Genomic DNA, 26,876 nt, shown 5'->3' with positions numbered 1-26,876 from the left:
GTCAGGTCGCCCGCGCCGAGAAGTCGATCCGCGGGTCGATCCAGACGTAGATCAGGTCGGACAGCAGGTTCACCGCGAGCCCAAGCAGCGAGAAGATGTAGAGGGTGGCGAACACCACCGGGTAGTCGCGGCCCACGATCGCCCGGAAGGACAGTTCCCCCAGGCCGTCCAGGGAGAAGATCGTCTCGATCAGCAGCGAGCCGGTGAAGAAGGCCGAGATGAAGGCCCCGGGAAAGCCCGCGATCACGATCAGCATGGCGTTGCGGAAGACGTGGCCGTAGAGGACGCGCCGCTGGGACAGGCCCTTCATCCGCGCGGTCAGCACGTACTGCTTGCGGATCTCGTCGAGGAACGAGTTCTTGGTCAGCAGGGTCGAGGTCGCGAAGGCGCCGATCACCAGGGCGGTCAGCGGCAGCACCATGTGCCACGTGTAGTCGGTCACCTTGTGCCAGGCCGAGAAGCCCTCCCAGCCCTCGCTGGTCAGGCCGCGCAGCGGGAACCATTGATAGAACGAGCCGCCCGCGAACAGGATGATCAGCATCAGGCCGAACATGAAGCCCGGGATCGCGTAGCCGATGATCACCACGAAGGACGTCCAGCGGTCGAAGCGCTCGCCGTCCTTCACGGCCTTGCGGATGCCCAGCGGGATCGAGATCGCGTAGGACAGGAGCGTCATCCACAGGCCGAGCGAGATCGAGACCGGCAGGCGCTCCTTGATCAGCTGGATCACGGTGACGTCGCGGAAGTAGCTGCGACCGAAATCGAAGCGGACGTAGTCCCACAGCATCTTGGCGAAGCGCTCGGGCGCCGGCTTGTCGAAGCCGAACTGCGTCTCCAGCTTGGCGATGAATTCCGGGCTCAGGCCCTGGGCCCCGCGGTAGCGGGAACTCGCCTCGCCGCCACCGGCCGACGGCCGGCTGGCGCCGCCCAGGTCGCCGGAGCCGCCGGTCACGCGCGACATCGCGCCGTCGCGCTGGCCTTGCAGCTGCGACAGCACCCGCTCCACCGGGCCGCCTGGAGCGAACTGCACGATGGTGAAGGTGATCAGCATGATCCCGAACAGGGTCGGAATCATCAGGCCAATGCGGCGCAGGATATAGGCGAGCATGGTCTCAGTCCCGCCCGATCCGCTTGGCCTTCTCGGCGTCGAACCACCATGTGGCCGGCGCGCCGAGGTCGTATTTCGGTGGGTTGGCCGGGCGGCCGTAGATGTCCCACAGGGCGAGGCGGTGGGTCGAGGCGTACCACATCGGCACCCAGTAGCGGCCGGCCCGCAGGACCCGGTCGAGGGCCCGGCAGGCGGTGGTCAGATCCGCCCGCGACTTGGCGTCCGCGATCGCCGTGAGCAGGGCGTCGATGGCCGAGTCCGCGATCCCCGACAGGTTGTTGGAGCCCGCAGTCCCGGCCGCCCGGGAGCCGTAGGTCTCGCGCAATTCCGCGCCCGGGGTCACGCCGCTGCTGTACCGGCGCGCCGTGAGATCGAAGTCGAAATCCTTGAGCCGGGCTTGATACTGCGACGGATCGACCGTGCGTTGCGTCGCCTTGATCCCGAGCAGGCCCAGGTTGCGGATGAACGGCTGCGTGACCGCCTGGAAGACCGGGTCCTCGTCCAGCACCTCCAGGGTCAGGGGCTGCCCGCCGGGCAGCGCGAGGCTGCCGCCCTGGCGGGTGCAGCCCGCCTCCCGCAGCAGCGCGTCGGCGCGCTTGAGCAGGGCGCGGTCCTGGCCGGACCCGTCCGAGACGGGCGGCGTCCAGGCCTCGCCGAACACCTCCGGGGGCAGATCCTTCAGCGGCTCCAGCAGAACCAGTTCCTCGGACGACGGCTTGCCTGTCGCCTTGAGATCGGAATTCTCGAAGAACGACGCCGTGCGCGCGTAGGCGCCGTACATCAGATTCCGGTTCGACCACTCGAAGTCGAAGCACAGGCCGATCGCCTCGCGGACCCGGGGATCGCGGAACGCCGCGCGGCGGGTGTTGATCCACCAGCCCTGTGTGCCGCTGGGTCGGGCATCCGGCACCGTCTCGCGGACGACCCGGCCCTCGGCCAGCGCCGGGAAGTCGTAGCCGGTCGCCCAGACTCGGGCGGTGAATTCCTCGCGGAAGGTGAAGGCGCCGCTCTTGAACGCCTCGAACGCCACGGTGCGGTCGCGGAAATACTCGTAGCGGATCGCGTCGAAGTTGTTCTGGCCGACATTCACCGGCAAGTCCGCGGCCCAGTAATCCGGCACGCGCTCCAGACCGATGGAGCGGCCGGAATCGACCGTGCCGACCCGATACGGGCCCGAGCCCAGGGGCGGCTCCAGGGTCGAAGCTTCGAAGTCGCGGCCGCCGTAATAGGCGGCGGAGAAGATCGGGAGTTGCGCCACGAACAGCGGCAGATCCCGGGCGCGATCCGGCGCGAAGGTGACGACCAGCCGCGCGTCGTCCTCGGCGCGGGCATCCGTCATGGCGCGGATTACCTCGGCGATCTCCGGGTGCCCCTTGTCCCGCAGGAGCTTGAGGCTGAAGGCCGCGTCGCGTGCGGTGAGCCGCGAGCCGTCGTGGAACCGGGCCTGCGGGCGGAGGGAGAACACGTAGGTCAGGCCGTCCGGGCTCACCGCGACCGAGCGCGCCGCGAGGCCGTAAACCGCGTCCGGCTCGTCGAGGGCGCGGACCATCAGGCTGTCGAAGGTCAGGTTCATCCCGGCCGCGCCCTCGCCGCGCAGCACGTAGATGTTGAGCGTGTTGAAGGTGTTGAGTGCCTGATTGCCGATCGACGCGGCGAGCTGGCCCGAGAACCGGCCGCCTCGGGGCGCCATCGGATTGACGTAGGCGAAGCGCTCGAAATCCGGGCCGTATTTCAGCTCGCCGAAGCTCGAGAGGCCGTGCCGCTCCCCATCGGCGGCCCGGACCGCGCGGCCGGGCCGGATCGCCGCGAGGGCACTTGCGCCGAGGACGAGGGCGCGGCGGCTCGGCGTCCAGATCCGCCTCAACGGGGCGCCCCGGTCTTGGCGGCGAGCTTCTCGTCGTACCACCACGTCGTCGGAAAGCCGGAACTGGCGTAGAGCGGCAGGATCGCCGGGTGGCCGAACCGGTTCCAGCGCAGGGTCCGCTGCTGGTCGGAGGCCCATTGCGGCACGACGTAATCGTGGGCCAGCAGCACCCGGTCGAGCGCCCGGGTCGCGGCGATCACCGTGGGCCGGTCCTTGGCGAAGATCACCTTCTCGATCAGCGCGTCGATGCCGGGATCCTTGATCCCGATCAGGTTGCGCGAACCGGGCTTGTCGGCCGCCGCCGAGCCCCAGTACTCGCGCTGCTCGTTTCCGGGCGACAGCGACTCGCCCCAGTTCGACGTCGTGATGTCGAAGTCGAAGTTGCGGATTCGGTTCTGGTACTGCGCTTGGTCGATCACGCGCAGCGTCGCGTCGATGCCGATGAGCTTCAGCTGTGCCGAGAACGGCAGGATCACGCGCTCGAAGGTGCTCTGGAACTCCAAGAACTCGACGGTCAGCGGCTCGCCGGTCGCCTTGCTGACCATCTTGCCGCCGCGCAGGTCGTAACCCGCCTCGCGCAGCAGGCCGACGGCTTCGCGGAGGTTCTTGCGCACGGCCTCCGGACTGTCGTTCACCGGGTTCGCGTAAGGCGTGGTGAAGACCGAGGGCGGGACCTTGTCCCTGACGCTCTCGAGGATCGCCTTCTCGTCGCCTTCCGGCAGGCCCGTGGAGGCCAGTTCCGAGCCGAAGAAGTAGGAGTTGATGCGCTTGTAGAGGCCGTAGAACAGGGCCTTGTTCATCTCCTCGTAGTTCATCGCGAGGTTGAAGGCTCGGCGGACGCGCGGATCCTTGAACTTCTCCCGGCGGGTGTTGAACGTGAAGGCCTGCATGAGGCCCATGCCGCGGTCGGGGAACGCCTCCTTGATCAGGCGTCCTTCCCGCACCGCCGGGAAATCCTCGTAGGCCGTCGCCCAATTCCGGGCGATGTTCTCGACACGATAATCGTAGAGGTCGCCCTTCAGCGCCTCGACCAGCACGGTGCCGTCGCGGAAGTACTCGTAGCGCTCGGTATCGAAGTTGTAGCGGCCGGCATTCACCGGTAGGTCCTTGCCCCAGTAATCCGGCACGCGGGTGTAGGTCGCGGTGCGGCCGGGCTCGAACTTCGCCAGCCGGTAAGGGCCGGAGCCCAGCGGCGGTTCCAGGGTCGTCTCGGTGACGCTGCGCTGCCGGCCGCTGGCATCCTTGGCGGTCCACCAGTGCTTGGGCAGGATCCGGAGTTGCCCGATGACCTGCGGCAACTCGCGATTGCCGGTCTCCGAGAAGGTGAAGGTCACCTCGTGCGGCCCGCTCGCCTCGGCCTTGGCGACGGTCTGATAATAGGCGGCGTAGAACGGGCTGTTGGCCTTCAGCACGTCGAAGGACCAGACCACGTCCTCGGGGGTGATCGGCTTGCCGTCGTGCCAGCGGGCGTCCTCGCGCAGCCGGTAGGAGACCGAGCCCAGATCGGGGGCGATCCGCACCGCCTCGGCGAGCAGACCGTAGGAGGTGAACGGCTCGTCCGCCGATTCCGTCATCAGCGAATCGTAGATCTGCTGGATGCCGCCCTCGAGGTCGCCCTTGAGGCCCGTGACGACGATGTTGAAATTGTCGAAGCCGCCCTGCGCGCCGAAGCGGACCATGCCGCCCTTGGGCGCGGCCGGGTCGGCGTAATCGAAATGCTTGAAGGAGGGGCCGTATTTCGGCTGACCCATCAGCGTGATCGCGTGGGTCCATTGCCCGTTGGCGGCCGGCATCGCGGCGGGCGTGGACGGCATCGCGACCGGCTCCTGCGCGCGCGCAGGGGTGAACTGGAGGCAGGCGACGAGGAGCGTCGCGGCGAGGAGGCGTCCGGTGGCGGTCTGCGCTGTCACGGGCAGGCTGTCTCCGTTGTGTCGGGCCGCGCGGAGCGCGGATGAGTACCGTGGCTCATAGGCCGGGGGAGCCCCGCCCGTCGAGCGCGCTGGCTCCCCCGCCGAGGGGCGTGAGAGGCGCGGGTTCTCTCCCCGCCTGCGGGGGCAGGGCAGCGCGCGGAAAACCCCCTCACGCGGCCCGGCCCCGCCGGCCCTCCACGAGCCACATGGCGAGGACCGCCGCCGCCAGCGCCGCCAGGGCGGCGAGGCCCAGCGCGAGTGGGTAGACCTCGACGCCGCGGATGTTGGCGCTGTCGCTCGGCCGGAAGCCGATCCAGTCCGCGCCCGCGAGGCGCCCGCTCCGCACGGTGGCGAGGCGCGGGACCTGGAGGCCGCCGCCGGTCTCGGCGACCCGGCGGACCGAGCCGCCCGATCCCTCCGCCACGGTCTTCAGGCGATCGGTGTCGCTGAAGACGTCGGCGAGTTCCCGCGGGTTGGCCGGGCCGACGCTGACGAAGGCGACGAGGTTGCCCGAGCGCAGGGTGTGCAGCCCCAGTGTCTCGGCGTCGAACGTCGCGGTGAACAGGCCGGGCTCGCCGGGCTTCAGCGGCAGCGTCGTCACCTTGCCGGTGGGACCGGTGACGGTGACGGGCTCGGCCTGATCCGCCATGGTCTGGCGCTCGACGCGCACCTCGCGACCGTGCCCGGTCATCTGCGCCCGGAGCGCCTCCTCCTCCAGCGCCGGCTCCTTCATGAGCCAGTGGCCGAGGCGGCGCAGCAGGTCGAGATAGGGACCGCCCTCCTGATAGCCCCGCGCCCACAGCCACGCGTGGTCGGACAGCAGCAGTGCGACGCGACCCTTGTCCTCGCGCGACAGGGCCAGCAGCGGCAGTCCCTCGGCCCCCGACAGGATCGGCTGGATGCCGGCGCGGGTCCGCGCCTCGACGATGCGCAGCCAGTCGCCCCAGGCGGGCGGGTTCGCGTCCGAACCCGGCAGCGCGCGGGTCACCGGATGCCGCTGGCCGGTCTGGGTCGGCGTCGCCTTGTAGGGCTTCTCGACAACCCGCCCGTCCGGGTCGCCCGGCAGGATGCCGGCGAGCCGGGTGCGGGCGAGGCTCGCCGGCCCGGCGAATTCGGGGCCGGCCGCGATGAGGAGGGCGCCGCCCTCGCGCACGTAGCGGACGATGTTGTCAAAATAGGCCTGCGGCAGCACGCTCTGGTTGGCGTAGCGGTCGAAGATGATCAGGTCGAAGTCCTTGATCTTCTGGACGAACAGCTCGCGCGTCGGGAAGGCGATCAGCGAGAGTTCGGAGATCGGCGTGCCGTCCTGCTTCTCCGGCGGGCGCAGGATGGTGAAGTGGACGAGGTCGACGTTGGCGTCCGACTTCAGCAGGTTGCGCCACGTCCGCTCGCCCTGGTGCGGCTCGCCGGAGACGAGGAGCACCCGGAGCTTCTCGCGGATGCCCTCGATGGGCAGGACTGCGCGGTTGTTGACCGTGGTGAGTTCGCCCGGCAGGGGCTCGACCTCGATCTCGACGACGTTCGGCCCGCCGTGTTCGATCCGAGTGGTCAGCGAGAACGCCTTGTCGGTGACGACGTCCCGGCGGCCGATCTCCTCGCCGTCGCGACGGATGGTGACGATGGCGTGGCCGGTTCCGCCGCGCTCCATGACCTCGGCCCGGATTGTCAGGTCCTTGCCGACGATACCGAAGCGGGGCGCTTCCAGGAGCTTGATCTGCCGGTCGCGCTCGTCCGGATGGCCGGTGACCAGGACGTGCAGCGGCGCCTTGATGCCGAGCTGCGCCATGGAGGCCGGGATATCGTGGACCACGCCGTCGGTGAGCATCACGATGCCGGCGAGGCGCTCCGGCGGCACGTCGGCGAGGGCTTGGCCGAGCGCCGTGAACAGCTTGGTGCCGTCGTCCCCGTCCTTGGAATCCGGCACGTCGATGAAGCGCGGCTCGATGTTGGTCAGCGCGCCGAAGCGCCGCTGCAGCTCGGCACGCACCGCGTCGGTCATCTGCGGCCGGTCGCCCAGGGCCTGCGATCCGGACCGGTCGACCACGATGGCCGCCACGTCCTTCACGGGTTCGCGGTCCTCGCGCACGAGCGCGGGGTTGGTGAGCGCCGCCAGCACCAGGGCGAGGACGAGGACGCGCAGCAGCGCAGTCCGCCCCCGGGCCAGGACGGCGAACACCGCCAGCACGGCGACGATCACGCCCAGGATGGCGATGGCCGGCCACGGCAGGAGGGGTGTGAAGCTGAGGCTCAGCATGGGGCACCACCGTTCCCTTCCCCGTCTGCGGAGGAGGGCGGCCCGGCCGTCAGGCCGGGTCGGGAGAAGGGGCCGACGGCGCAGGAAACGGGCCGGCCTTCATGACCGTCTTCGCCCCTCCTGTCGCGCAGGGGAGTGGTCCCCGCAGAGGGGGGAGGGGGAGCGGCGTCGCGCGCGTCGTCTCGAGGAGACATCACTGTCCCAGCCGTTCCAACAGCGCGGGCACGTGGACCTGATCGGCCTTGTAGTTGCCGGTGAGCGTGTACATCACGATGTTGACGCCCCCGCGGAACGCCATCTCGCGCTGGCGCTGGTCGCCGCCGACCACGGGATAGAGCGGTTCGCCGCGGCGGCCCACCGCCCAGGCGGCGGCGAGATCGTTGCCGGTGATGATGATCGGGCTCACGCCGTCGCCCGCGCGGGCCGGACGGCGCTCGGCACCCTCGGCGGCGGGCGGCAGGGCCTCCACCCAGGTCTGGCCGGTGGCGTAGCGGCCCGGGAAGCTGTCCACGAGGTAGAACGCCTTGGTCAGCACGTGGTCGAGGGGCACCGGCTCCAGCTCCGGCACCTCGAGGGTCGCCAGCATCGTGCGCAGATACGTCGCCTCCGGCGAGGGCGGCCCGCCCGGCCGGGCGGTGAGCGCATCGCGGGTGTCGAACAGGACCGTGCCGCCGTTGCGCATGAAGGCGTCGATCTTGCGGATCGCGGCTTCCGACGGCTGCGGCCGCGACGGCGCGATCGGCCAGTAGATCAGCGGGTAGAAGGCCAGCTCGTCCTTGGCCGGGTCGATTCCGGCCGGCTCACCCGGCTCCAGGGCGGTGCGGGACGACAGCATCTGGGTCAGGCCGGTGAGCCCGGTCCGGCTCGCCTCGTCGAGGGCGGCGTCGCCCGTGATGATGTAGGCGAGGCGCGTGACCAGCGCCGATTCGATGCCGTTTGGCCGGTTGGCTGCGGGCTCCTCGGCGCGAACCGGCAAGGCCGGCAGCGCCGCGAACAGCAGCAGGCCCGCGAAGGCCAGCATCGCCGGCCGGCCGCGCAGGCGGCGCGCGAGGCCGCCGCGGCGCAGGAAGCCGCCGAGCCACAGGCCCGCCAGGGTGTCGAGGGCCAGCAGCAGCAGCGCCAGGGTGAACAGGCTCGGGCGCAGGTCCACGGTCTCGGCCCCGGCGAGGGACCCGGTGCGGGCGTCCGCGATCGCCGCGATGTCGAGGGGCTTCAACCGGTCGTCCGGTTTCAGGGCGTTCACGCTGATGCCTCCGTCCGGCGGTCCGTAGAAACCCGGCGGGTGCTCCATGGTCGCGCGTTCGGCGTAGTCGGCCGAGACCGCGGTGGCCGAGGCCGGCGGCGAGCCCAGTGCGCCGAACCCGTCGAGGGTCACCCGGGGGGCGAGCACCGGGGCGGCGGCCCGCGGGGTCTCGCCCTGGACGGGGGCCGAGGCGCCCGCCAGCGCCACGACCCGCCGGAGCATGTCGATGAACAGCCCCGAGAGCGGCAGGTTCGACCACGTGGTGTCGGCGGTGACGTGGAACAGCACGATCGTGCCCTGGCCGCGCTTCTGCGCGGTGACGATCGGGGTGCCGTCCTGGAGGGAGGCCCAGGTCCGGTTCGGTAGGTCGCCGTCCGGCTCGGCCAGGATCTGCCGGCGCACGCCGATATCGGCCGGCGGCGTGAGGCCCGCGAACGGGCTCTCGGGCGGGAACGGCGCCAGCGTCTTGGGGCTGTCCCAGGACAGGGTGCCGCCCAGCGTCCGGCCGCCCCGGCGCAGGCGTACCGGCACCAGCGGATCGTTGCCGGCCGCGAGGCGGGGCCCGGCGAAGCGCAGCAGCATGCCGCCGTCCTTCACGAAGCCTTCGATTCGGGCGGTGGTCTTCTCGTCCAGCGCGCCGACATCGGCGAGGACGAGGACCGAGACCTGATTGTCGAGGAGCTGGTTGATCGACTCCGCCGTACCCTTGGCGCCCCGGGCCTCCTGAACGTCCGCGAAGGGCTGGAGCGCCCGCGACAGGTAGTAGGTCGGCGCCAGCAGAGGCTGGGCCTGATCGAGGGTGCCGCCGAAGACGAGCCCGACCCGGCGCCGCTTGCCGCGCTCGTCCTGCAGCACCACGGCACCGGCCGAGCGCTCGCCCGCGATTTCCAGGCGGCTGATGCTGTTGCGCAGTTCCACGGGCATCTCGAAGGTCGCGTCCGCTTCCGTGGCATCCGCCGCGAAGGCGAAATCGCGCTCGGCGAGCGGCAGCCCCTTCTGGTCGAGCGCCCGGATGACGCCGACATCGCGCCCGTTCGGGGTCGCGCGGAGCGCGTGCGTGACGAGCTTGCCGGCCTTCTCGGTGGCGGTGAGGGCGAGCGCGGGCGGTTTGTCGGCGCGCAGCACGGTGAGCGCGGCGCCGCTGCCGCCCGCGAGGTCGGCGAGGCCCTTGGCGAAGCGCTCGTCGCTCCCGCCGGCGACGCCGTCGCTGATCCAGACGAGGCCGGCACCCCGGTTCTTCTCCAGAAAAGTCTCGATCGCCGCGAGATGCGCGTCGCGGGCGGGCAGGATCGGGCGCGGCGCGATGGCGCGCAGGCGCTCCAGGGCGGCGGCCGGCGTCTTCGCCTCGAAGGCCGCGGCGGCGTCGGCCAGCCCGATCACCGCCACGGGCCGGCCATCGCGGGCGGCGCCCTCGACGGCGTCGGTGGCGACGCGCAGGCGGGCGCGCCAATCGTGGGCGGCCGGGAAGCCGTTGTCGAAGAGCACGAGCAGCGCGCTGCGGCCGCCCCCGGCTCCCACACCCCCGGCGTTCCAGACCGGCCCGGCGACCGCGAGGATCAGGGCAGCGGCGATCAGCAGGCGCAGGGCGAGCAGCCAGGGCGGGGTACGTGCAGGGGTCTGCCGCTGCGGGATCAGGTCGGCGACGAGCTTCAGCGGCGGGAAGTTGATCCGTCGCGGGCGCGGCGGGGTCACCCGCAGCAGGAACCACAGGGCCGGCAGGCCGATGAGGGCGGCGAGCGCCAGCGGGGCGGCGAAGGTCAGACCCAGCATGGCGGCCTCACTCCGTGCCGCGGGCGGCGATCAGCGTGGCGAGCCGCAGCGCCGCCTCGCTCGCGGGCCGGTCCGTGCGGTGGATCGTCAGGGTCCAGCCCTGCCCGCGCGCGATGGAGGCCAACGCGGCCCGGTGTTCCCCGATGCGGGCGCGGTAGCGGGCGCCCCAGGCGTCGGCGTCGCCGATATCGAGGCTGAGGCTGCCTTCGAGGTCGTGCAGCACGGCCTGCCCGGTGAACGGGAAGGTCTCCTCGATCGGATCGACGATCATCAGGATGTGGCCGCGGCTGCCGCGGCCGGCGAGGCTCTGCACGGAGGCGGCGATCCGGTCCGGCTCGGTGAGGAAGTCGCCGATCAGCACCACCTCGTCGAAGCGCGCCGGGCTCGCCCGCGGCGGCAGGTCCTGCGCGAGGCCGGCCCTGTCGGCGACGAGCGCCTGCGTCAGCCGCTCGACGATGCCGCGGGAGGCCGTCGCCCGGGTGAGACCGAGGAGGCCGACCCGCTCGCCGCCTTCCACGAAGGCGTCGGCCAGCGCCAGGCCGAGGACGAGGGCGCGCTCGACCTTCGGCGCCGAAGCCAAGTCCGAGGAGAAACCCATCGAGGCGGAGCGGTCGATCCAGAGCCAGATGTTGTGGGCCGCCTCCCATTCGCGCTCCCGCACGTAGAGCCGGTCGTCCCGCGCCGAGCGGCGCCAGTCGACCCGCGCGGCGGCCTCGCCGGTGACGAAGGGGCGGAACTGCCAGAAGCTCTCGCCCGGCCCCGCGCGGCGGCGGCCGTGGAGGCCGTGGGCCAGCAGGCTGGACACGCGGCGCGCCTCCAGGACGAGGCGGGGCATCCTGTCGGAGAGGGCGGTCGCGCCCTCGCTCTCGCGCCGGCCGGGGGTGCGCCTGCCGGCGTCGAGGGCGTGCGTCGCGACCAAAGTCAGAGCTTCTCCGCGAGCTTGGCGATCAGGCCTTCGATGGTCTCGCCGTCGGCGCGGGCGGTGTAGCTCAGCGCCATCCGGTGCTTGAGCACCGGCTCGGCGAGCGCCTTCACGTCGGCCACGGAGGGCGCGACCCGGCCCTCGATCAGCGCCCGGGCGCGGGCGGCGAGCGTCAGCGCCTGGCTGGCGCGGGGGCCGGGACCCCAGAGGAGCTTGTCCTTCACCAGGGCGTCGCCGCCGTCGGGGCGGGCGGCGCGCACGAGGTCGAGGATCGCCTCGACCACGGCCTCACCCACCGGAAGACGGCGCACGAGGCGCTGGGCGGTGAGGAGCTGCTCGGTCGTCATCACCGCGCGGGGTCGTGCCTCGTCGACGCCCGTGGTCTCGATCAGGATCCGGCGCTCTGCGGCGCGGTCGGGGTAGCCGACGTCGATCTCCAGGAGGAACCGGTCGAGCTGCGCCTCCGGCAGGGGGTAGGTGCCCTCCTGCTCGATCGGGTTCTGGGTGGCGAGGACGTGGAACGGACGCGGCAGGTCGTGGCGGGCGCCCGCCACCGACACGTGGCCCTCCTGCATGGCCTGAAGCAGGGCCGACTGGGTGCGGGGGCTCGCCCGGTTGATCTCGTCGGCCATCAGGAGCTGCGTGAAGACCGGCCCCTGCACGAACCGGAAGGCGCGGCGGCGCTCGGCATCCTCCTCCAGGATCTCGGTCCCGAGGATGTCCGAAGGCATCAGGTCCGGGGTGAACTGCACGCGCCGTGCGTCAAGTCCCAGCACGGTACCGAGCGTCTCAACGAGCTTGGTCTTGGCCAGACCCGGCAGGCCGACCAGAAGGCCGTGTCCGCCCGCCAGGATGGTCACGAGGGCGAGATCGACGACCTTCTCCTGCCCGAAGATCACCCCGTGGATCGCGTCCCGCGCCGCGCCGACAGCGGCGAGGCAGCTCTCCGCGGTCGCCACGATGCCGTCGTCGAGGGTCGTGGCCGGGTTGATCCCCTGCGTCATGCCGCTGTCCATCTCCTGCCCGGGCCTTCGGAAAGGCCCCCGGGTGAATCGGGTGAGTGTGGGGCGGATGGTACCGGGCTGGCAAGGTCGGGATCGCCGCACGCGGAAGCGCGGTCCGCGGCGGTCGTCGGCGTTCCGCCCGGAGCCGCGGACCGCCAGGCTCATCCGGGTTCGTAACGGATCGGGGAGCGGTCGGCCTCCGGGCCCGGACCGCTCCCGGCATCATAGGGACGTCGAAGGTCAGATCTTACCCTCAAGCCCCATCGTGTAGTATTTGTGCACGATCTTATCCTGGTTCTCCAGCAGCCAGTCGATCGACGGCTCGTTGGTCATGGCCTTGCGGATCGCCTCGGTCATGCCCTTGCGCTGGATCTCGAACAGCGCCTTGTGGTCGACCGTCTCGGCCTGGATCACGCCGGGGCTCAGCCAGACCGAGCAGATGATGCCGAGGTCGTTGGCCTTCTCCTTCGGGATGTAGCCCGCCCGCACGGCGTCGAGCACGCCGTTGGCGATGGCGAACTGCACCGTGCCCATGAGGATCGACGTGTACTTGCTCTCGGTCACGCTGACCTTGGAGACGCAGAGCGTCACGGGGCGGACCATGATGTCGGTGTTGAGCAGGGCGAAGACGCGGCTGTGGCCGACCACTTGGTCGCCCGTCAGCGTGGCGAGTGCCGTGCCGACCGGACCGTCGAGCTCGCCGATGATCACTTCCGGCTCGGAGGCCGTGTTGGGCGGTCCGCCCGCCACGAGTGCTTCGCCGGCGCGGAGGATGATGCGTTCACTCATTGAGATTGGCTCCCTGGGTTGCGGCCCGATCGGGCATGTCGCGGTCGTCGTAGCGCATGCCGGTCGGGGATGCTCCCCTTAGCAGGCGATCGGATCGGGCACGGCCGTCCACCGACATCGCCGCACCTCGTCCGCAACCCCGGCCGCGGCGCGGGGATCCGCCCCGGGTCTTAACCCCGGGTCTTGGCGCGGGCGACCCGGGCCATTAGGAAGGCGCCCAAGCCGGAGCGGTTCCGCCCGCGACCCGTCCACCGGCCGAACCCTCTGATGTCTCTCGCGGATCGCGGTGTGGGCAGCTTTGCGGGCTTCCCGCGTATCCGGACCTGACCATGCGCCTTCGAGATGTGTTCGTCGTCGGATCGTCGGAGAAGGCCGGCCTCGCCGGCGCCGCGCAATCCCTCGCGCGCCCGCTGACACGGCGCCTCAAGGGTCGCCGCCGCAGCGAGCCCCGCCAGGCGGACCTCGTCTGTGCGGTCAAGGAATCCGGCCTGTTCGATCCGGCCTGGTACGCCCGGCGCTATCCGGACGTGGTCGGCGAAGGGATCGACCCGGTGGTCCACTACGCGGTCCATGGCGGGCGCGAGGGGCGCTGGCCGCACCCGCTGTTCCACGGCGACCTCTACCTCGATTCCGTTCCGGGGCTCCGGGCCGAGGGCATCAACCCGCTGCTCCATTACATCGATCGCGGTGCCGCAGCGGGCATCCGGCCCAACCCGCTGTTCGACCCGGACTGGTACGCGACGCGCTATCTCGGCGGCGCCGAGCACCGCGCCCGGGCGTTCTCCGATTTCCTGTCCCGGACCGACACCGACCCGTCGCCGCTGTTCGACACCGCCTGGTACCTGTCCCGCTACCCGGATGCCCGCGCTGCCGGCGGCAGCGCCCTCAGCCACTTCTTCGAGACCGGAAGGAAGCAGGGCTACCTGCGCAACCCGGAGGAATTCGCCGGCCTGTCGCGGCACGTCGACCTGATCCGCCAGTCGGGCCTGTTCGACGCCGCGTTCTACCGCAGCCGCTGCCCGGAGGCCGAGACCAGCGGGCTCGAGCCGCTGGAGCACTACGTGATGGCCGGCGGCTACCGCCGCACCGCGCCCCATCCGCTGTTCGATCCCGACTGGTACGCGGCCCAATCCGCCGCCGTGCGGGCCGACAGCCTCAACCCCCTGGTCCATTACCTGGAGCACGGCGCCGCCGAGGGCCTCGACCCGGGGCCCTGGTTCGACACGCGCTGGTACACCGAGACCTACCTGGCGAACCCCGCGGCCGATGACGCGGCCGGGCAGAACCCGCTGGCGCATTTCCTCGCCGATGGCGGGCGCACGATGAGCCCATCGCCGCGCTTCGATGCGCCCTGGTACCGCGCCCGCTACCCGAAGGTCGCCGCCCTGGGCCTCAACCCGCTGGTCGACTACGTCACCACCGGCCTGGAGGCGGGCCGCCTGACCCGCCGCGTCCCCGGCGCGGCGGTGCCGGAAGCCTCCGACGCGCGCCTCTCGTGCCTCAAGCGCGAGAGGCGCCAGCACGGCCGCACGGCCCTGTTCATCACCCACTGCCCCGAGGGGCGGATCCGCGGCCACGTCGAGCCCTACCTGAGGGCCTTCGCGGAGAACGGCGCGGACATCGTCCTGATCATCGCCGCCGACCAGCAGAAGAACGCCGTGCCGCAGGCGATCCTGGACCTCTGCGCCTCCGTCTACCTGCGCGACAACCGCGGGTTCGATTTCGCGGCCTGGGCGCATGTCCTGCTGGAGGATACCGACCTCCTGGATTCCGAGACGCTCTACCTCGCCAACGACAGCCTCGTCGGGCCCCTCGACCGCGGCGACTTCGCCGGCCTGCTCGCCAAGATCGACGCCTTCCCGGAGGCGGTGATCGGGCTCGCCGACAATTTCTACTACAGCCACCACCTGCAGAGCTTCTTCCTGGCCCTGAAGAGGCGCTGCCTGTCCTCCTACGCGTTCAGCCAGTTCCTCCTGTCCGTCGCGAACTGGCCGGACAAGAACGCGGTCATCACCGAGTACGAGCTGACCTTCTCGGGACGGATGCGTGCGGCCGGACTCGGCATGCGCAGCCTGTTCTCGGCCCAGAACAAGCACATGTCGCTGGTCAACGACCCGCGCAACAACCGCACCCTGTTCGATTGGGAGAACATGCTCAGCCAGGGCTTCCCGTTCGTGAAGCGCTCGCTGCTGGGCGAGCACGCCGCGATCGGCGGGGCTGCGGTGCGCGAGGCGATCGCCGAGCGGGGTTTCGACCTCGACCGGCTCGACGTCACCTACACGTATCCGGGCGGGCGGATCTGGGCGGACCTGCGCAGGCCCCAGGCGCCGGACCGGCCGCTGCGCGTCGCCTACGTCTCGCCGATGAACTACGCCAACGGGCTCGGCGTCGCGGCCCGCAGCTACGCCCGCGCCCTGCACCGCGCGCCCTTCGCGCTGAACGTCCACCCGATGGAGCGGCCGTTCCACGTCCATGCCCGGGTGGCGCCCGCGTGGCAGGCCCGGACCTTCTCGGGGCCCGCCGACGTCGCCCTGGTGCATTTCAACGGCGACAGCTGGCACTCGCTGATGAGCGACCGGCAGCGGGCGACCGCCGCGGAGGCGCGGCTGAAGATCGGGCTGTTCGTCTGGGAGACCTCCCACGTGCCCGGCGGCTGGCTGCAGACCGTCGACGGCCTCGACGCGATCTGGGCGCCCACGGAGTTCTGCGCGTCGATCTTCCGGCAGATCACCGACATCCCGGTCGACGTCGTGCCCTACGTGGTCGAGAACGAAGCCGGCGAGCCGGCGAGCGCCGCCGCCAAGGCCAACCTGCGCAAGGCCTTCGCGATCGACCCGTCCAAGCGGGTGATTCTCTACGCCTTCGACGGCTCGAGCTACCTCGCCCGCAAGAACCCGCACGCGCTGATCCGGGCCTTCCGGGGGGCCGGCCTGGGACAGGCGGGCTGGCAGCTCGTGCTCAAGACCAAGCACGTCTTCGACCTGCCGGAGGAGGGCAAGAAGCTCCTCGACCTCGTGGGCACGTCGGGCGACGTGGTGGTGATCGACCAGCCGCTCTCCCAGAACGAGCTCGGCGCGCTGTTCGATCTCTGCGCGGTCTACGCGTCGTCGCATTCCTCGGAGGGCTTCGGCCTGACGATCGCCGAGGCGATGGAGATGGGCAAGGTCGTGGTCGCCACCGATTACGGCGGCTGCCGCGACTTCCTCGACGCCGCCTGCGGCTTCCCCGTGAAGGCGGAGGTCACGGCCCTCGAACAGACCTACGGCCCGTACCTGCGCGGCGCCGAGTGGGGCCAGGTGGACGAGGCGGACCTGACCCGGGCCCTCAACGACGCGGCCCGGGCAGTGACCGGCGGCGACGCGGCCCGGATCGGCGCCGCTGCCCGGGCGCGGATCCGCGAGCGGCTGTCCACCAGCGCGGTGGCCTCCGCCATGGAGGCGAGCCTGACCCGTCTGCTGGCGGCCGAACGTTCCTGACGTCCCGGAGACGCGACCCGTGTTGAAGAAGAAGCCGGTTCCGGCCCCGTCGGCCTCGTGGGGCACGCTCCCGTGGCCGGACGCGATCCTGCCGCTGCCCCTCGACGCCCAGTTCCGCCCCGTCGACGAGCGCCGGCTCGGCCAAGTCGCGGCCGGTCAGCTCCCCGCCTGCCGGGCGATCTTCGTCGCCCCCGCGGCCTCGGAGCTGCGCCCCGACCTCGTGGGGCACCTGACGCGCGCGCTGGCGGAGCGGCCCGATATCGGCATCTTCTACGGCGACGACGCCGTGGTGGACGGCGCCGGCCAGATCCGCAGCGTCCATTGCAAGCCGGCCTTCAACCCGGCCCTCCTCATGGCCGACGATTATATCGGCTTCCCGCTCCTCGTCCGCGTCTCGGCCCTGGCCGGTCTGAGCCCGGATTTCGGCCTGCGCCACGGCAGCGCCGCGTGGTTCCGGTTCCTGCTCGGCGCGATCTCCGCGGGGATCGGCATCGACCGGATCCCCCAGACCCTGATCGCCTCGCCGCTGGAGCGCCCGAAGGCGACGCGCACGGCGCGCGCCCACGCCCTCGACCGGTGGTTCGAGACGTCCGGCCTGCCGCTCCGCGCCGCCCCCGGGCTGACTGCGGACACGTTGGAGATCCGCCGGAGCTTCGACGCGCGGCCGGCCGTGACCCTGGTCGTGCCCACCAATCAGAGCCGCCCGAAGGACGATCAGGGCCGCGCCGTGGAGGGCGCCAAGCCCCACGTGATCAACCTGCTGGACAGCCTCGGCCGCAGCACCTACCCGGCCGACAGGATCCGCGTGCTGATCGGCGACGACGTGGCCGACGACGCGATCTATCGCGGGCGTTCCGACCGCTTCGCCGTGACCCGCCTGCTGACGACCCGGGCCCCGGGCGAGCGGTTCAACTACGCGGCCAAGATGAACACGCTCTGGCGCGCGGCCGAGACCGAGCTGGTCATCCTGATGAACGACGACCTCGTCGTGCGCCGGCCCGGCTGGATCGAGGCGCTCCTGGCCTTCGCGCTGGACCGCGGCGTCGGCGGCGCCGGCGGCCGGCTGCTGTTCCCCACGAGCAAGATCCAGCATGCCGGCATGACCGGCGGCATCTTCGAAGTGTTCGCCCACCCCTGGTACAACCGGGACGCGGCCGAGCCGACCTACGGCGACTGGGCGCTGGCGCAGCGCGACTGCTCGGCGGTGACCGGGGCGCTGTTCGCCACCCGCAAGGCGGTGCTGGAGGCCGTGAACGGCTTCGACGAGGGCTTCGCCCTCGACTTCAACGACGTCGACCTGTGCCTGAAGATGCGCCAGCTCGGCTACCGCATCGTCTACACGCCCTTCGCCGAGATGGCGCACCACGAGAGCGCCTCGCGGCAGGCCAGCTTCGCGCCCGGTTCGCAGACCGCGCGCTTCCTGCGGCGCTGGCACGACGTGCTGGCGGAGGATCCCGCCTACAGCCCGCAATTGCGGACCGACACCGACGTGGTCGCGCCCCGGGCCGACGCGACGCGCTGGATCACGGAATTGCGGGTGGAGGCGGTCTGAGAGCTGCGTTCAGCCCGGCGCGCCCGGTAGCGCGAAGCGGCGTCGAGCCCCGCTCCCGCTTGGGAGAGGGCGGCTGTCGCGGGCCGTCATCGGCGTCGTGACCATGCCGGTGTCGAGCATCGCCATGTCGGGAGGAAGCCGCCTCGGCCCACCGCCGCTGCGCGTCGCTACAGCGCCTCCCCCCGCATCAGCCGCGGCCGCGACCCGCGCGCGGCCGCGGCCTCGCCAATGAAGAAGCGCTTCAACCCCGGCAACCGGTCCACGATCCCGAGGCCGAGATCGCGGGCGAGCCGCAGCGGAAGGGCATCGTTCGAGAACAGGCGGTTCAGCCCGTCGGTGGCCGCCGCCATGGCAAAGCTGTCGAAGCGGCGGGCGCGCTCGTAGGCGCGCAGGACGTCGGGGCCGCCGGGATCGAGGCCGAGGCGCAGCGCCCCGGTTACCGCCTCCGCCAGGGCGGCGGCGTCCGCGAGGCCGAGGTTGAGGCCCTGGCCGGCGATCGGGTGGATCACGTGGGCGGCATCGCCCAGCAGGGCCAAGCGCTCGGCCCGAAAGGCGCGGGCGAGGCCGAAGGCCAGGGGGTGCCGGCTCGGGCCGTGCTCGAGCGCGAGCACCCCGAGATCCAGGGTGAAACGGCGCTCGATCTCGGCCAGCACCTCGTCGGCGTCTCCGGAGAGCAGGGCGTCGGCCTCGTCCGCCCGCTCGGTCCAGACGATGGACGAGCGGTGGCCCAGATTGCCGCCGTCCCGCAGCGGCAGGATCGCGAAGGGACCGGCGGGCAGGAAATGCTCGACGGCGCGTCCCTCGTGCGGTCGGGCATGGCCGATGGTCGCCACGATGCCGACCTGTGGGTAGGACCAGCCGACCCACCCGATCCGCGCCGCCTCGCGCAGGCGCGATCGGGCGCCGTCGGCGGCCACCAGCAGGTCGCCCCGCAGGCTCTCGCCGGTCGTCAGGCGGGCGCGGATCGCCGTGCCCTCCGGAACGGCGCGCTCCACCCCTGCCGTGACGAAGGCCACCCCGACCGCCCGGCAGGCCTCCGCCAGCGCCTCGGCCAGGGGCTCCGCCTCGACCATGTGGGCGAAGGGCTCGTCGGCCGCGCGCGCATCCTCGTCCTCCCGCCCGAAGGTCAGGAAGACGGGCCGCACCGGATCGGCGAGGCGGCTGTCGCTGATCACCATCTCGGCGATCGGCTCCGCCGCGCGCGCCACGCGCGTCCACAGGCCGAGCTGGGTCAGCATCCGGCGTCCGCCCGCCGCGAGGGCGTAGGCGCGGCCGCGGTGCCGCGCGGGATCGGCGGCGCCCGGATCGATCACCGTCACGGCCAGGGCCGGGCCGTGGGCCTGCTTGAGGGCGAGCGCGAGGGCGAGGCTGGGCAGGCCGCCGCCGGCGATCAGGAGGTTGCGGCTGCCGGGGCGGGGCGTCTCGTCCGTCATCGTGGCGGATCTCCTTGGCTCCCGCGTGCGGGACGCGTGGATTGGTTCGTCGGAAACGCCTATGTCGCACGCGGGCAACGAACGGAAACCCCGCGGGCCATGACCGACGCCAATACCGATGCGGTGACGGATGCCGTCGCCGAGCTGATCGCCATCCTCGACCTGGAGCGCCTGGAGGTCGACCTGTTCCGCGGCCAGAACCCGAAGACGGGGTGGCGGCGCGTCTTCGGCGGACAGGTCGTCGCACAGGCGCTGGTCGCCGCGACCCGGACCGTGCCGGACGATCGCCCGGCGCACTCGCTGCACGCCTACTTCCTGCTGCCGGGCGATCCCCGGACGCCCATCGTGTACGAGGTCGAGCGCATCCGGGACGGGCGGAGCTTCACCACCCGCCGGGTCAAGGCGATCCAGCACGGGCGGGCGATCTTCGCCACGACGGTCTCCTATCAGGTCGCCGAGGAGGGCCTGACGCACCAGCCCGCGATGCCGGCGGTGGCGGGGCCGGACGGGCTCCTCGACGGCAAGGCCCTGGCGGCGGCCGGCGGTACCGGCATGCCCGAGGCGATCGCCGCCTATTTCGGCCGCGAGCGGCCGATCGCGCTGCGGCCGGTCGATCTCAACCGCTACATCGCGGCCGGGATGGGCGGTCGCCCGCCGGAACCGGTCTTCAACGTCTGGCTGCGTGCCGCCTCGGCCCTGCCGGATGATCCGGCCCTTCATCGGGCAGTTCTCGCCTACGCTTCCGACATGACCCTGCTCGACGTCTCGCTGATCCCGCACGCCCGGTCGGTGTTCGATCCCACCATCCAGGCGGCGAGCCTCGACCACGCGCTGTGGTTCCACCGCCCCGTGAAAATCGACGACTGGCTCCTCTACGCGCAGGACAGCCCCGCGGCCGGGGGCGCCCGCGGATTCGCTCGCGGGCAGATCTTCGACCGCGCCGGCCGTCTGGTCGCGTCCGTGGCGCAGGAGGGTTTGATCCGTCCGATCCGGGATTAAAGTCGTTTGCTGCGCGTGCGTTGCGTATCCGCCACAGGGCGGAATGCGCATTTTTGAGCAAGTTGTTTATTTCGACGGCAGATTTTCTCCGAGGCGTGCCCTGAATCTGGTCGCGCGCGGCTAATCCGTGGGCAGACCGGTGCCGCGCGGCCTCAGTCGCGGTCAAGCTTGCGTGGCATAGTCCTTGAATAGCGGCGTCCAACCGCGGGCCTTCCCGTCCCCGCGGACGATCCGGGCCGGGTCGTCCGCAGGCCGGGCGACGGCAACGGTTCCCAGGGACTTCGAAGGGGGCGTCGCCCATGAAAATCGTGATGGCCATCATCAAGCCGTTCAAGCTCGAGGAGGTGCGCGACGCGCTCACCGGCATCGGCGTCCACGGCCTGACGGTGACGGAGGTGAAGGGCTACGGCCGCCAGAAGGGCCACACCGAGATCTATCGCGGGGCGGAATACGCGGTGAGCTTCCTGCCCAAGCTGAAGATCGAGGTGGCGGTCGCCTCCGACCTGACGTCGAGCGTGATCGATGCCATCGCGGGAGCCGCCCGCACCGGCCAGATCGGCGACGGCAAGATCTTCGTGATGCCGCTGGAGAAGGCGGTGCGCATCCGGACCGGCGAGACCGACGCGGACGCCCTCTGACCCGCGGCCCGGCGCGCCCGGACCGTAGACCTCCTGAACCAACACGGACTTGAGACCTGGAGCCACGTGCCCATGAAACTTCGTCATGCCCTCATGCTCGGCTTGGGCGGGGCGGCCGTCGCCGCCCTCCTGATCGAGCCATCCCTCGCCCAGACCCCGGTACCGGAAGCCGCGTCGCCCCCGCCGTCCCCGATCCCCAACAAGGGTGACACGGCCTGGATGCTGATCTCCTCGGCCCTGGTGCTGATGATGAGCGTTCCGGGCCTCGCCCTGTTCTACGGCGGCCTCGTGCGCACCAAGAACATGCTCTCGGTGCTGACCCAGGTGTTCGCGATCGTGTCGATCGTCGGACTGCTCTGGGTGTTCTACGGCTACAGTCTCGCCTTCACCAACGGCGGCGGCATCAACGACTTCGTCGGCGGCTTCTCGAAGGCGTTCCTGAAGGGCATCGACGCGAACTCGACGGTGGCAACCTTCTCGAACGGCGTCGTGATCCCCGAATACGTCTATCTGTGCTTCCAGATGACCTTCGCCATGATCACGCCCGCGCTGATCGTCGGGGCCTTCGCAGAGCGGATGAAGTTCTCCGCCCTGGTGGTGTTCACGATCCTCTGGGTCACGGTCATCTACTTCCCGATGGCCCACATGGTCTGGTACTGGGGCGGACCGGATGCCGTCGGCAACGCCGCGAAGGCGCTGGCCGCCGCCACCGACGACGCCTCGAAGGCGGCCGCGCAGGCGGCTCTGGACGCGGTCAACAAGGATGCGGGCTTCCTCTTCCAGAAGGGCGCCCTCGACTTCGCCGGCGGCACCGTGGTGCACATCAACGCGGGCATCGCGGGCTTCGTCGGCTGCCTGATCATGGGCAAGCGCATCGGTTACGGCCGCGACCTGCTCGCCCCGCACTCCCTGACCATGACGATGATCGGCGCTTCGCTGCTGTGGGTCGGCTGGTTCGGCTTCAACGCCGGCTCGAACCTCGAGTCCAACGGCACCGCCGCGCTGGCGATGCTGAACACCTTCGTGGCGACCTGCGGCGCCGCGGTGGCCTGGCTGTTCGCCGAATGGGCCCTCAAGGGCAAGCCCTCGCTTCTCGGCATGCTGTCGGGCGCGGTGGCCGGCCTCGTGGCCGTCACCCCGGCCTCCGGCTTCGCCGGCCCGATGGGCTCGATCGTGCTCGGCCTCGTGGCCGGCGTGGTCTGCTTCGTGATGTGCTCCACGGTGAAGAACGCGCTGGGCTACGACGACTCGCTGGACGTCTTCGGCGTGCACTGCGTCGGCGGCATCCTGGGCGCTCTGGCGACCGGCATCCTGGTCGACCCGAACCTCGGCGGCGTCGGCATCCCGGACTACAGCTCGAAGCCGGGCGAGATGGTCGTGGGCGCCTACGACATGATGAGCCAGCTCATCGTGCAGGCGGAGGCGGTCGGCCTGACCCTGCTGTGGTCGGGCATCGGCTCGGCGATCCTCTACAAGCTCGTGGACCTGACGATCGGCCTGCGGGTGACGCAGGAGGAGGAGCGCGAGGGCCTCGACATCGCCGATCACGGCGAGCGCGCCTACAACTACTGAGATCGGACGGCGCGCGGTCCGACGGGGCCGCGTCCCCGGCATGGGAAACCCCGGCTCCATGTGGGCCGGGGTTTTTCTTTGCCGAGGCGCGGGCCGGTGGGGGAAGGCTGCGGCCACGCCCTCATCCGGAGGCGCCTGTGCGCAGCGGAGTCCGCGAAGGAGGGCTCCAGGGAGTGCGGTGCTGTCGGGACGGCTTCTTCGCGGCGCACTCGAGGGAGCCGAAGATCAGGTGCTCACGATCCGCTGCCTCACGCCGCCCGGCTCAGAGCCGCCTTCTCCTCCGCGAAAGCCCAGTCGAGCCACGGCGTGAGCGCCTCCAGGTCCGACGTCTCGACGGTGGCGCCGCACCAGATCCGCAGGCCCGCCGGGGCGTCGCGATAGGCGCCGATGTCGAGGGCGACGCCTTCCCGGTCGAGGCGCCCGACGATCCCGGCCGCGAAGGCCGCGACCGCCGCGTCGCCGCGGGCCAGCACGTCCGGATCGGCGATCACGAGGCAGACGCCCGTGTTCGAGTACGTGGCCGGGTCGACCGCCAGCGGTGCGATCCAGGGCGTCCGGGCGACCCAGTCGTAGATCGTCCTGGCATTGGCGTCGGCCCGGGCGTGGAGCGCCTTCAGGCCGCCGATCCGCTCGGCCCAGGCCAGGGTGTCGAGGTAGTCCTCCACGGCCAGCATCGAGGGCGTGTTGATCGTATCGCCCCTGAAGATGCCCTCGATCAGCTTGCCGTCCTTGGTCAGGCGGAAGACCTTCGGCAGCGGCCAGGACGGGGTGTGGCTCTCCAGCCGCTCCACCGCCCGGGGCGACAGGATCAGCATGCCGTGCGCCGCCTCGCCGCCCATCACCTTCTGCCAGGAGAAGGTCACGACATCGAGCTTGTCCCACGGCAGCGGCTGCGCGAAGGCCGCCGAGGTCGCGTCGCAGATCGTCAGACCTTCGCGGTCCGGGGCGATCCAGGCGCCGTCCGGGACCTTCACGCCCGCCGCCGTGCCGTTCCAGGTGAAGACCACGTCGCTGCGCTTCGTGTCGATCGCCGCGAGGTCCGGCAGGATTCCGTAGGGCGTCTGGTGGATGCGCGGCGCGATCTTGAGCTGCCTGAGCGCGTCGGTGACCCACTCCTTGCCGAACGCCTCCCAGGCGGCGACCTCCACGCGCTTCGGCCCGAGCATCGTCCACATCGCCATCTCGACGGCGCCGGTGTCGGAGGCCGGCACGATCCCGATGCGGTAATCGGCCGGCACCTGCAGCACGGTGCGCGTCAGGTCGATGGCGCGGCCGAGCTTATCCTTGCCGATGGGGGAGCGGTGCGAGCGGCCCAGCGCGGCGTCGGACAGGGCGGCGGGGGTCCAGCCGGGGCGCTTGGCGCAGGGGCCTGAGGAGAAATGGGGCACGCGCGGGCGCTGCGCGGGGCGGCTGGTCATGACGGTCCATCCTTGCAGATGGGCGCTCCTCGGCGGGGAGGAGTTCCCGAGCCCGCGCATGCGCCCAAACCGCGCGCCTGGCAAGCGGCTGGCAAGCGGCTGCCGGGCGGGCAGTCTTCGGCCCATGCCCCTGGTCGGGACAGCCTCTCCGCGGGCGCGGAACAGACGATTAAGCCTGGAGCGTTAGCCTTAATGGCGTGCCGTGTTGTGTTCGAGGTACGCCTATGACTATCCACAGCGCCGCGATATTGGCGGTCTGGTCTGTTCTGCTTGTGGTTATTGGAGCCTTAACGGCCCACGCCGCGCTCCCGAGCCGCCTCCGACGCCCGGCGCCGCAGCCGCTGTGCCTCGACCCGATCGATTACGACCGCGACGGCCCGGTGATCGATTTGGAGCCGGCCTGATCGGGTGCGCTCCCGCCCCGCAGGTCCGGGCGCCGCTCGGCGGTGATGCGCTCGGCTTCCGCCCGGCGCCAGCGGGCGATGGCGGCGTGGTTGCCGCTGGAGAGCACGTCGGGAATCGCACGCCCCTCCCAGTCCCGGGGGCGCGTGTAATGCGGGTATTCGAGGAGGCCGCCTTCGAAGCTCTCCTCGACGCCGGAGGCCATCTTGCCCATCACGCCGGGCAGGAGCCGCACGCAGGCGTCGAGCACCACCAGAGCGGCGACCTCGCCGCCGGAGAGCACGTAGTCGCCGATCGACACCTCCTCGAGGCCGCGCCCGGCGATCACCCGCTCGTCGACCCCCTCGAAACGTCCGCAGACGATCAGCGCCCCCGGACCCTCGGCCAGGGCGCGTACCCGCGCCTGCGTGAGGGGACGTCCGCGGGGCGACATCAGCAGCCGGGGCCGTCGATCCTGCTCGCCCGTGGCCGCGTCGATCGCGGCGGCGAGGACGTCGCAGCGCAGCACCATCCCGGCGCCGCCGCCGGCCGGGGTGTCGTCCACCGAGCGGTGGCGACCGAGGCCGTGCTCCCGGATGTTGCGCGCCTCCAGCGTCCAGTCGCCCCGGGCGAGCGCGTCGCCCGAGAGCGACACGCCGAGGGGGCCCGGAAACATCTCCGGGTAGAGGGTCAGGATCGTGGCCCGCCAGGGCGTGTCCGTGCGCGTCATGCCGCTTGATCGCGCGCGGGGTGCGGCACGGTCAACGGCGCCGGCACCGATCGGGTCCCTCGCCGGTTGTCGGCGATGATCCGCGCCGTGGCCTCGCTCTCCATTCCCCTCGCCCTGCTCCTTGCAGGGCCGGTTCTCGCCGCGGAGCCGATGGCGCCGCCGGGCGCGCCCGCAGGCGCGTTCCCGAAGCCGGACCGGCCGGTGGCCGAGATCGTCGCCCCGCGCTGGTCCTCGGAGGCCGAGCGCGACCGGGCCGGCGAGTTCGAGGCCGTGGCGCAGGGAATGGGCATCGCGGCCGGCGAGACGGTGGCGGATATCGGCGCCGGCAGCGGCTACTACGTGGTGCGGCTGAGCCAGCGGGTCGGGCCGGGCGGCCGGGTGTTGGCCGAGGACGTCACGCCCGATTACCTCGCGGCCCTGGAGAAGCGCGTGGCGGGGCGCGCCAACGTGACGGTGGTGCAGGGCGAGCCGCACGATCCGCGCCTGTCCGCGGCCTCCGTCGACGCGGCGATCCTCGTCCACATGTACCACGAGATCACCCAGCCCTTCGGGCTGCTCCACAATCTCGCGGCCGCGATGCGCCCCGGCGGCCGGGTCGGCATCGTGGACGCCGACACCATCCCCTCTCGGCACGGCACCCCGCCGGCGCTCCTGCGCTGCGAACTCAAGGCCGCAGGCTACCGCGAGACCGCGTTTCAGCCCCTGAAGGACGGGGCCTACCTCGCGGTCTTCGCCGCACCCGCACCCGACGAGCAGCCGAGGCCGGAGACGATCCGTCCCTGCCGGGATGCGGCGACGCCGCGCTAGGGCGATCCTCGGTCGCAGCGCAGCCGGGCACTGCGCTGCGGCTTGGTTCCGGCGCGCTCGGGCCGGACCGGTGTCCCGTTCGGCGGCGAGCACTCCAGCGCTCCGGTTCCACGGCCGCCGTCCCGTCTTCATGCTTTCTCAGCCCGCGAGCCTCAGGATCGCGCTCCGTCGTTCTCGGTGCGGGCTGACGCATGCTCTTCGGACTCTGGCTCGATCAGCCCGTCTGGGCGATCTTCGCCCTCCTGGCGGTGCCGTTCGCCACCCTCAGCGCCCTCCTGTGCTTGGCTGCCCACGTGCGCCGGACCCGCCCGCTGATCGTCCGGCTCGGCGCCGGGATGGTGCCGACTTATTTCACCGCGCTCGCGACCCTGCTGGCCCTGCTCACCGGCTTCGTGGCCAACGACGCCTGGGAGCGTCAGCGCTCGGCCGCGCGTACGCTGCAGGCTGAGCGCGCCAATGCCCTGGCGCTCTACGACCTCAGCCTCGCCTCCGTGTCCGACATGCACAACATCCGGACGGCGCTGGCCGAGTATCTCGATCTGGTGATCACGCAGGAATGGCCCCGCATGGGCGAGGGCGGTTACGCGCCCCAGGCCGGAAGCGGGCTGCGGCACCTGCTCGAGGCCGTCTCCGATCCGAAGATCACCGCGGAGGCGGGCGCGCCGACGCACGCCGCCCTGCTCAGCGCCGCCATGGCGCTCAGGGCCGATCGCGGCGAGCGGCTGGCGCTGAGCCAGACCGCGAGCGACGGGACGAAATGGCTGACCCTGCTGATCCTGGCGGCGTTGACCCTTGTCGCCCTGGGCCTCGTCCATACGGAGCACCGGCCCGCACAGGCGACGGTCCTGACGACGTTCTCGCTGGCGATGGTGGCGACCCTCGGCCTGATCGCCCTGCACGAGCGCCCGTTCGACGGCCCGCTGGCGATGAGCGCCGAGCCGCTGATCATCGCGCGGGCGGCCGTGACGGGGCCCGCGCCGTAGCGGGCGATCCCGGCGTCGCGCGC

General features: G+C 71.5%; 18 protein-coding genes. 7 read left to right on the top strand and 11 right to left on the bottom strand.

The features are described 5' to 3' along the window. Position 1: 1 nt before the first annotated feature. The 8 genes from MFF58_RS08985 to MFF58_RS08950 form a co-directional block, all read right to left on the bottom strand. Positions 2-1,108, bottom strand: a complete 1,107-nt coding sequence (locus MFF58_RS08985) for a microcin C ABC transporter permease YejB (RefSeq protein ID WP_238286740.1) — start codon at positions 1,106-1,108, stop codon at positions 2-4. Positions 1,109-1,112: 4 nt separating this feature from the next. Next, positions 1,113-2,972 carry an extracellular solute-binding protein gene (locus tag MFF58_RS08980; RefSeq protein ID WP_238286739.1) on the bottom strand — a complete coding sequence of 620 codons (1,860 nt, stop codon included), beginning with the start codon at positions 2,970-2,972 and terminating at the stop codon, positions 1,113-1,115. Beyond that, positions 2,969-4,882 (bottom strand): extracellular solute-binding protein, encoded by a 1,914-nt coding sequence (locus tag MFF58_RS08975; RefSeq protein ID WP_238286738.1) that lies wholly within the window; start codon positions 4,880-4,882, stop codon positions 2,969-2,971. The genes MFF58_RS08980 and MFF58_RS08975 overlap by 4 nt, the downstream gene beginning before the upstream one ends. A 169-nt stretch (positions 4,883-5,051) precedes the next feature. Further along, the gene (locus tag MFF58_RS08970) at positions 5,052-7,136 is read right to left on the bottom strand and encodes a hypothetical protein (RefSeq protein ID WP_238286736.1); all 2,085 of its coding nucleotides are present in this window, start codon (positions 7,134-7,136) and stop codon (positions 5,052-5,054) included. Between the two features lie 193 nt (positions 7,137-7,329). Beyond that, positions 7,330-10,149, bottom strand: a complete 2,820-nt coding sequence (locus MFF58_RS08965) for a DUF4159 domain-containing protein (RefSeq protein ID WP_238286734.1) — start codon at positions 10,147-10,149, stop codon at positions 7,330-7,332. A gap of 7 nt (positions 10,150-10,156) precedes the next feature. Next, positions 10,157-11,068, bottom strand: coding sequence for a DUF58 domain-containing protein (locus MFF58_RS08960; protein ID WP_238286733.1), 912 nt, complete (start codon positions 11,066-11,068; stop codon positions 10,157-10,159). A gap of 2 nt (positions 11,069-11,070) precedes the next feature. Next, the gene (locus tag MFF58_RS08955; RefSeq protein WP_238286731.1) at positions 11,071-12,075 is read right to left on the bottom strand and encodes an AAA family ATPase; all 1,005 of its coding nucleotides are present in this window, start codon (positions 12,073-12,075) and stop codon (positions 11,071-11,073) included. 240 nt (positions 12,076-12,315) lie between these two features. Next, positions 12,316-12,864 (bottom strand): formaldehyde-activating enzyme, encoded by a 549-nt coding sequence (locus MFF58_RS08950; protein ID WP_091718756.1) that lies wholly within the window; start codon positions 12,862-12,864, stop codon positions 12,316-12,318. Between the two features lie 329 nt (positions 12,865-13,193). Here MFF58_RS08950 and MFF58_RS08945 point away from each other — a divergent pair, with 329 nt between their 5' ends. After that, a complete protein-coding gene (locus tag MFF58_RS08945) occupies positions 13,194-16,340 on the top strand; it encodes a rhamnan synthesis F family protein (protein ID WP_238286729.1) in 3,147 nt (1,048 codons plus the stop codon). Positions 16,341-16,359: 19 nt separating this feature from the next. Next, positions 16,360-17,892 (top strand): glycosyltransferase family 2 protein, encoded by a 1,533-nt coding sequence (locus MFF58_RS08940; RefSeq protein WP_238286727.1) that lies wholly within the window; start codon positions 16,360-16,362, stop codon positions 17,890-17,892. A 167-nt stretch (positions 17,893-18,059) separates the two neighbouring features. On the opposite strand, the gene MFF58_RS08935 is transcribed toward MFF58_RS08940, so the two are convergent. Beyond that, the gene (locus MFF58_RS08935) at positions 18,060-19,325 is read right to left on the bottom strand and encodes an FAD-dependent monooxygenase (protein ID WP_238286725.1); all 1,266 of its coding nucleotides are present in this window, start codon (positions 19,323-19,325) and stop codon (positions 18,060-18,062) included. A gap of 99 nt (positions 19,326-19,424) precedes the next feature. Between MFF58_RS08935 and tesB the strand changes: the two genes are divergently transcribed. From tesB to MFF58_RS08920, 3 genes are all read left to right on the top strand, one after another. After that, positions 19,425-20,324, top strand: coding sequence for an acyl-CoA thioesterase II (tesB, locus tag MFF58_RS08930; protein ID WP_238286723.1), 900 nt, complete (start codon positions 19,425-19,427; stop codon positions 20,322-20,324). Between the two features lie 299 nt (positions 20,325-20,623). Beyond that, positions 20,624-20,962: a P-II family nitrogen regulator gene (locus tag MFF58_RS08925; RefSeq protein WP_010683623.1), complete on the top strand. Its 339-nt coding sequence runs from the start codon at positions 20,624-20,626 to the stop codon at positions 20,960-20,962. A gap of 72 nt (positions 20,963-21,034) precedes the next feature. Next, entirely contained in the window at positions 21,035-22,534 is a 1,500-nt protein-coding gene (locus tag MFF58_RS08920) for an ammonium transporter (protein WP_238286721.1), read from the top strand. A gap of 248 nt (positions 22,535-22,782) precedes the next feature. Here the strand turns inward: MFF58_RS08920 and MFF58_RS08915 are convergent, their stop codons facing one another. Both MFF58_RS08915 and trmD read right to left on the bottom strand, forming a co-directional pair. After that, positions 22,783-23,952, bottom strand: coding sequence for a phosphoserine transaminase (locus MFF58_RS08915; RefSeq protein WP_238286719.1), 1,170 nt, complete (start codon positions 23,950-23,952; stop codon positions 22,783-22,785). Between the two features lie 361 nt (positions 23,953-24,313). Beyond that, entirely contained in the window at positions 24,314-25,063 is a 750-nt protein-coding gene (trmD, locus tag MFF58_RS08910) for a tRNA (guanosine(37)-N1)-methyltransferase TrmD (RefSeq protein WP_238286717.1), read from the bottom strand. A 75-nt stretch (positions 25,064-25,138) separates the two neighbouring features. On the opposite strand from trmD, the gene MFF58_RS08905 reads away from it, so the two are divergent. Together MFF58_RS08905 and MFF58_RS08900 are read left to right on the top strand one after the other, a co-directional pair. Continuing rightward, positions 25,139-25,870 carry a class I SAM-dependent methyltransferase gene (locus MFF58_RS08905; protein ID WP_238286715.1) on the top strand — a complete coding sequence of 244 codons (732 nt, stop codon included), beginning with the start codon at positions 25,139-25,141 and terminating at the stop codon, positions 25,868-25,870. Between the two features lie 191 nt (positions 25,871-26,061). Beyond that, a complete protein-coding gene (locus MFF58_RS08900) occupies positions 26,062-26,853 on the top strand; it encodes a bestrophin-like domain (protein WP_238286713.1) in 792 nt (263 codons plus the stop codon). Positions 26,854-26,876: the final 23 nt, after the last annotated feature.

Source organism: Methylobacterium longum (assembly GCF_022179385.1).
Lineage (GTDB): Bacteria > Pseudomonadota > Alphaproteobacteria > Rhizobiales > Beijerinckiaceae > Methylobacterium > Methylobacterium longum.
Note: the sequence above shows the minus strand (reverse complement) of the source record. Positions and strands in the feature narration are given on the sequence as shown.

Coding starts and splice junctions, on each gene's coding strand:
- MFF58_RS08925 (WP_010683623.1), top strand. CDS start 20,624: ATGAAAATCGTGATGGCCATCATCAAGCCGTTCAAGCTCGAGGAGGTG.
- MFF58_RS08970 (WP_238286736.1), bottom strand. CDS start 7,136: ATGCTGAGCCTCAGCTTCACACCCCTCCTGCCGTGGCCGGCCATCGCC.
- trmD (WP_238286717.1), bottom strand. CDS start 25,063: ATGACGCGCACGGACACGCCCTGGCGGGCCACGATCCTGACCCTCTAC.
- MFF58_RS08965 (WP_238286734.1), bottom strand. CDS start 10,149: ATGCTGGGTCTGACCTTCGCCGCCCCGCTGGCGCTCGCCGCCCTCATC.
- MFF58_RS08985 (WP_238286740.1), bottom strand. CDS start 1,108: ATGCTCGCCTATATCCTGCGCCGCATTGGCCTGATGATTCCGACCCTG.
- MFF58_RS08955 (WP_238286731.1), bottom strand. CDS start 12,075: ATGACGCAGGGGATCAACCCGGCCACGACCCTCGACGACGGCATCGTG.
- tesB (WP_238286723.1), top strand. CDS start 19,425: ATGACCGACGCCAATACCGATGCGGTGACGGATGCCGTCGCCGAGCTG.
- MFF58_RS08900 (WP_238286713.1), top strand. CDS start 26,062: ATGCTCTTCGGACTCTGGCTCGATCAGCCCGTCTGGGCGATCTTCGCC.
- MFF58_RS08945 (WP_238286729.1), top strand. CDS start 13,194: ATGCGCCTTCGAGATGTGTTCGTCGTCGGATCGTCGGAGAAGGCCGGC.
- MFF58_RS08935 (WP_238286725.1), bottom strand. CDS start 19,325: ATGACGGACGAGACGCCCCGCCCCGGCAGCCGCAACCTCCTGATCGCC.
- MFF58_RS08920 (WP_238286721.1), top strand. CDS start 21,035: ATGAAACTTCGTCATGCCCTCATGCTCGGCTTGGGCGGGGCGGCCGTC.
- MFF58_RS08915 (WP_238286719.1), bottom strand. CDS start 23,952: ATGACCAGCCGCCCCGCGCAGCGCCCGCGCGTGCCCCATTTCTCCTCA.
- MFF58_RS08950 (WP_091718756.1), bottom strand. CDS start 12,864: ATGAGTGAACGCATCATCCTCCGCGCCGGCGAAGCACTCGTGGCGGGC.
- MFF58_RS08905 (WP_238286715.1), top strand. CDS start 25,139: ATGATCCGCGCCGTGGCCTCGCTCTCCATTCCCCTCGCCCTGCTCCTT.